The organism is Streptomyces sp. NPDC059524 (assembly GCF_042749255.1).
GTDB lineage: Bacteria > Actinomycetota > Actinomycetes > Streptomycetales > Streptomycetaceae > Streptomyces > Streptomyces xanthii.
Genome location: NZ_JBHYTK010000017.1, coordinates 35,131 through 40,611 on the forward strand (window position 1 = coordinate 35,131; position 5,481 = coordinate 40,611).

The following is a 5,481-nucleotide window of genomic DNA, read 5'->3' on the forward strand; positions in this document are numbered from 1 at the left end:
CTCGCCTCCCGCGCGAGTGCGTCGCCGCCCCCCACACCCGCCGCCGCCACCGCCCCCCCCGCCGCGCGCCCCGCCTCTCCCCGTCGCCCCCCAGCCCCCCGACCGGTACGCGGTCACGCCCACGACCGCCAGCCAGCGCGGGCGCAGCCGCGTGACCTTCTCCGTGAGGATCCGCCCGCCCTCGCGGAACTCCTCGGCGCTCAGCTCGTCCGCGCGGGCCGTCGCCCGCGCCACCACATTGGTGATCCCCAGCCCGTACGACAGCAGCTCGTCCTGCTCAGACGGCTTCAGCAGGCGCGGCGTGAAGCCGGACAGATGCAGCACCGGCCAGAAACGATTGCCGGGCCGCGCGAAGTGGTGTCCGGTCGCCGCCGTCATCAGACCCGGGTTGATCCCGCAGAACAGCACGGAGAGGCCGCTCGCGACGACGTCCGGAACGAGACGGTCACGAGCGGCCTCCAGGTCCGCGGGGGTGAGCCGGGTCAGAGGATGGCTCCGGGCGTGTACCCGGCGGCCTCCGGGTGCTGCTTGACGATCTCCTCGACGCGCGCGACGACCTGCGCGACCTGGCCGGCGGCGGCGCCCGTGAACGACAGCTTGTCGGCCATCAGCCCGTCGAGCTGCGCGCGGTCCAGCGGGATGCGGGAGTCGGCGGCGAGCTTGTCCAGCAGCTCGTTGCGCTCCGCGCCCTGCTCGCGCATCGCCAGCGCGGACGCGACGGCGTTCTCCTTGATCGCCTCGTGGGCCTCCTCGCGGCCCACGCCCGCGCGCACCGACGCCATGAGCACCTTCGTGGTGGCGAGGAACGGCAGGTAGCGGTCCAGCTCACGGGCGACGACGGCCGGGAACGCGCCGAACTCGTCGAGCACCGTCAGGAACGTCTCCAGCAGGCCGTCGAGCGCGAAGAACGCGTCCGGCAGCGCCACGCGGCGCACGACCGAGCACGAGACGTCGCCCTCGTTCCACTGGTCGCCCGCCAGCTCGCCGGTCATCGACGCGTAGCCGCGCAGGATCACCATCAGGCCGTTGACGCGCTCGCAGGAGCGGGTGTTCATCTTGTGCGGCATCGCCGACGAGCCGACCTGGCCCGGCTTGAAGCCCTCGGTGACCAGCTCGTGCCCGGCCATCAGACGGATCGTCTTGGCGAGCGAGGACGGGGCCGCGGCGAGCTGCACCAGGGCGGTGACGACCTCGTAGTCGAGCGAGCGCGGGTAGACCTGGCCGACGGAGGTGAAGGCCTGCGCGAAGCCGAGGTGACCGGCGATCCGGTCCTCCAGCTCGGCCAGCTTCGTGTCGTCGCCGCCCAGCAGGTCGAGCATGTCCTGCGCCGTGCCGACGGGGCCCTTGATGCCGCGCAGCGGGTAGCGGGTGAGCAACTCCTCGACCCGGCCGTACGCGACCAGCAGCTCGTCGGTGGCGGTCGCGAAGCGCTTGCCGAGAGTCGTGGCCTGCGCCGCGACGTTGTGCGAGCGGCCCGCCATGACCAGCTCGGCGTACTCGCCCGACAGCTTGCCCAGGCGCGCGAGGACGGCGACGGAACGGTCCCGGATCAGTTCGAGCGAGAGCCGGATCTGCAGCTGCTCGACGTTCTCCGTCAGGTCGCGGGACGTCATGCCCTTGTGGACCTGCTCGTGCCCGGCGAGCGCGTTGAACTCCTCGATGCGGGCCTTCACGTCGTGGCGCGTGACCTTCTCACGCTCGGCGATGGAGGCCAGGTCGACCTGGTCGAGGACGCGCTCGTAGTCCGCGATCGCGGCGTCCGGCACCTCGATCCCCAGGTCCTTCTGGGCCTTCAGGACGGCGAGCCAGAGCCGACGCTCCAGCTTCACCTTCTCCTCCGGGGACCAGAGGGTGGCGAGCTCGGCGGAGGCGTAGCGTCCGGCGAGAACGTTCGGGATACGGGGCTTGGCAGGCGCAGTCACGTGTACGGAGTTTACCGGGCGTCCCTACAGGCTCCGAACCACCGCCGACCTGGAGGAACGTACAGGTGATCCGGGAGTCGGCGCTACTCACGGTACGCGTCCGCGATGCTGTACGGATGACCGGTACCCAAGGGCCCGCCGCCGCACTCCAGGACCTCGCCGCGCTGTGGAGCGCGGGCGACGTCGAGGCGTACGCGCTCGTCGAAGGCGCGTGCACCGCCCTGGTGGCCGGCCTCGACGGCCCGGCCCTGCGCCTGCTGGCAGCCGTGGCGCCCGGGGACGCCGACTACGACCTGCCGGACCTGCTGCCCGCCGCCCTCGAAGACCTCGGTCTGACGTACCACCCCCGCGGGAGCGAGGCCGGGCGGCTCGCGACCGTCGGGATCATGGCGCGACGCACGTTGGCGGGTGGGATGACGCCCCGCGCGTTCGTGGAGTGGATCCACGTGCGCTTCGGGCACGGAGTTCCCCACCTCAGGAGTCTGGCCGAGTACGACGACGTGTACGAGATCATCGAGTACGAGGGACTGACGCGCGCCGAGCTGGACGCCCAGGTGCTGGCCGAAGCGCGGCGGGTGGTCGAGGCGTAGGGCGGGAAGGGGTGGGGGATGGACGAGCAAGTGGTGCGGGGGCGGTTCGACGGGCGGGGGCGGGTCGAGGTCGTGCTGCGGTCCGGGAGAGGGGACGAGCGGGAGCGGGCGGAGCGGATCGCGCACGCGATGGGCTACCGGCTGAGCGAGGTGCAGGGGCTCGGCCGGCTCGGCATCCGGCTCGACTTCACCCGGGACGACGACCCACGCGCCCGGCGCCGGGCCGAGGAATCCGTGCGCCGGCTGCGCGCGGGCGTCCCGCTCCTGTCCGCACCGGACGCCCCACCGCCCCCGCCACCCGGCCCGCCACCGGCGGCGGCCCCGGCGCCCCGGCCCAGGCCCCGTGCCGTGATTCCGGACGAGCCCCCGCCTCCGCCGGCCGCCGTGCGTCCCCCCGCACCGCGCGTGCCGCCCCGCCCGGCCTACCCGCCCCCGCCGCCCCCGCCGCCCCGAACGGTCAGGCGGGGCGCCGGGCCGTGAGGAGTTCGAAGGGCGGGTTGGCCTCGTAGTCGTCCCAGAAGCCGGGGGCGAACGCCGCGCGGCCCTCGGGCGAGACGGGCAGCGGCGACCAGGTGACTTCGGTGAAGCCGGCCCGGGTCAGCGCCTCGGCGTACACCTCGCGGCGCGGCAGGTTCGCCGTGAAGGAGACCGGCTGCGGCTCCAGGAACGCGGTGATGCGTACCCGGGGACCGACCTCGGAGCGGCTGCCCTCCAGCTCGCTGAGGAACCCGTACGGGCGCGGGCTCGGCCCCTCGAAGTCGTAGTCCGGGCTCTGGTTGAGGGCGTAGAACGTGCCCCCAGGCGCGAGCGCGGCGTGGATGGTGCGGCACATGGCCGTCATCGTGTCGGTGGTGTCCGCGTAGTTGAGCAGGTTCACGGCGGTCGCGAGGTCGTAGCGGCCCGGGCCGAGCGAATCCGGCCGTGCCACGTCGCCCACCGCGTACCGGACGCCCAGCGGGTCGGCCTCCTCGATGCGCAGCGCGGCGTTGATCATCTCGCCGGACACGTCGACGCCGAGGACGTCGTCGGCCCCGCGCCGCTTGAACTCGCGGCTGTAGAAGCCGGTCCCGCAGGCCAGGTCGAGGACGGACCGGCCGCGCACGTCGCCGACCAGCTCCAGGAAGCCCGGGACCTCCGCGTAGCGGCACAGCGTCAGGGCCTTGAACCCTTCGAACGCCTCGCCGATCCGGTCGTACTGCTGCTCCGCGCTCGTGCTCACGATGCCTCCCGCAGGGGTCGGTGGTGTCTGGCGCGTCGCAGTCTTCCGGCGCGCCGGAGCGAACACCGACTGACAGGAACCACAAAGATCGGCACCCGCTCTCGGGCGCGTGCACAAGTCGGCCCGATCAGCCCGCGTCGGCGGGCCCCGCTGCGGCGAGGGCCCGCACGGCCCGCTCCAGCCGCGTCCTGCGCGCCTCCGGCGTCGTGGCCTGGAGGAGGGGCAGCAGGGTCAGATAGCGGGCGGTCCGGTCGAGCGCGTCGAACGCCCTGCGCGCGGCCGGCTCCGCGTCGAGCGCCGCCGCCAGATCGTCCGGAACCGTGGCCGTCGCCTGTGACGCGTACGCGCGGTCCCAGCGGCCGTCCTCCTGCGCCCGCCGGACCTCGGCGAGCCCCGGCTCCCGCATCCGGCCCGCCGCCGCCAGCTCCGCCACCTTGTCGACGTTCACCTGCGACCACATGCTGCGCGGCCGGCGCGGCACGTACTTCTGGAGGTAGTACCGGTCGTCCAGGCCACGCCGCTGCCCGGAGATCCACCCCCAGCACAGCCCCACGTCGACCAGCTCGTCGTCCGTGACCGACGCGATCCCTGAGGCCCGCTTCGCGACCTTCACCCACAGGCCCGCGCCGCGCGTGTGATGCGCGCTGAGCCAGTCGTCGAAGGCCGCCGCGTCCGGGAACGCGCGCACCTCGACCCCGTTGAACTCTTCGGACCCCTCGGATCCCTTTGACCCCTCGGACCCATTGGATCCCGCGTTCCCCACGAACCCCTCGGACTGCGCCATGCGGGCAGAATAGGGCGGTTGCCCAGGGGCGCGGGGGAGTTACGAGTCGGAGGGCGCCGAGGCTTCCCCGTACGGCGCGAGCTCCCCGCGCTTGGGCGCGAGTCCGTCACCCGACGAGCGGCCCGTCAGGCGCCGCCCGATCCACGGCACGAGGTGCTGCTTCGCGAACCGCGCGTCGGCCACGCGCCGCGCGGCCCAGTTCGGCCGCGCCGCCGCGGCCAGCGGCGCACGCCAGTCGGACTCCGGCGGATACCCGAGCGCCTGCCACACGGCCTCGGCCACCCGCTCGTGCCCCTCGGCGGTGAGGTGCAGCCGGTCCACGTCCCACATCCGCTGCTCGCCGAGGACCGGCGCCCCGTACAGGTCGACGACCACGGCGCCGTGCCGCTCCGCGAGCTCGTCGATGCACGTGAACAGCTCCTCCATGCGCGGCCGGAACCGCTCCATGACAGGGCCGTTGCGCCCGGGGCTGCGCATCAGCACGAGCTGCTCGCAGGAGGGGGCGAGCCGCTCCACGGCCTCGGTGAGCAGCCCGCGCACCCGGCCCATGTCGCACTTGGGACGCAGCGTGTCGTTCAGGCCGCCCACGAGGGTGACGACGTCGGCCCGCATCGCGGCGGCGACGTCGACCTGCTCGTCGACGATCTGCCCGATGAGCTTGCCGCGCACGGCGAGGTTGGCGTACCGGAACCCCGGGTCCCGGGCAGCCATCCGGCCGGCCAGGAGGTCGGCCCAGCCGCGGTACGAGCCGTCCGGCAGCCGGTCCGACATGCCTTCGGTGAAGGAGTCGCCGACCGCGACGAGGCTGGTGTACTTGACGTTCATCTGCATGGCGCCAGAGATCGTATCCCGGTGCGCGGGCCCCCGGCGCCGCCGGGGCGGGGCCCCCCCCCCGCCGCGGCACAGTCACGGTCGACCCACCTGCGCCCGGGGGGGGCCCCCCCCCCAGGCAGGGGGGGGGCTGAG

At 73.8% G+C, this 5,481-nt stretch carries 7 protein-coding genes; 2 read left to right on the top strand and 5 right to left on the bottom strand.

Annotation, left to right across the window (positions count from 1 at the left end; translation table 11 throughout):
- A partial coding sequence (locus tag ACFW9D_RS07655) for a mismatch-specific DNA-glycosylase (RefSeq protein WP_384619110.1) occupies positions 1 to 486 on the bottom strand: 486 nt, incomplete at its 3' end.
- A complete protein-coding gene (purB, locus tag ACFW9D_RS07660; protein WP_188340206.1) occupies positions 483 to 1,922 on the bottom strand; it encodes an adenylosuccinate lyase in 1,440 nt (479 codons plus the stop codon). The genes purB and ACFW9D_RS07655, both read right to left, overlap by 4 nt.
- Positions 1,923 to 2,038: 116 nt before the next feature.
- On the opposite strand from purB, the gene ACFW9D_RS07665 reads away from it, so the two are divergent.
- Positions 2,039 to 2,512: a hypothetical protein gene (locus ACFW9D_RS07665; protein WP_384619036.1), complete on the top strand. Its 474-nt coding sequence runs from the start codon at positions 2,039 to 2,041 to the stop codon at positions 2,510 to 2,512.
- 18 nt (positions 2,513 to 2,530) lie between these two features.
- Positions 2,531 to 2,992 (top strand): hypothetical protein, encoded by a 462-nt coding sequence (locus ACFW9D_RS07670; protein ID WP_384619039.1) that lies wholly within the window; start codon positions 2,531 to 2,533, stop codon positions 2,990 to 2,992.
- Here the strand turns inward: ACFW9D_RS07670 and ACFW9D_RS07675 are convergent.
- The 3 genes from ACFW9D_RS07675 to ACFW9D_RS07685 form a co-directional block, all read right to left on the bottom strand.
- A complete protein-coding gene (locus ACFW9D_RS07675; RefSeq protein ID WP_188340208.1) occupies positions 2,970 to 3,731 on the bottom strand; it encodes a bifunctional 2-polyprenyl-6-hydroxyphenol methylase/3-demethylubiquinol 3-O-methyltransferase UbiG in 762 nt (253 codons plus the stop codon). The two genes, ACFW9D_RS07670 and ACFW9D_RS07675, sit on opposite strands and share 23 nt — an antisense overlap.
- A gap of 127 nt (positions 3,732 to 3,858) precedes the next feature.
- On the bottom strand, positions 3,859 to 4,515 hold the full coding sequence (locus ACFW9D_RS07680; protein ID WP_384619043.1) for a YdeI family protein: 657 nt from the start codon (positions 4,513 to 4,515) through the stop codon (positions 3,859 to 3,861).
- Positions 4,516 to 4,554: 39 nt separating this feature from the next.
- Complete coding sequence (locus tag ACFW9D_RS07685) at positions 4,555 to 5,346, bottom strand: SGNH/GDSL hydrolase family protein (protein ID WP_188340210.1); 792 nt, start codon at positions 5,344 to 5,346, stop codon at positions 4,555 to 4,557.
- Between the last annotated feature and the right edge of the window lie 135 nt (positions 5,347 to 5,481).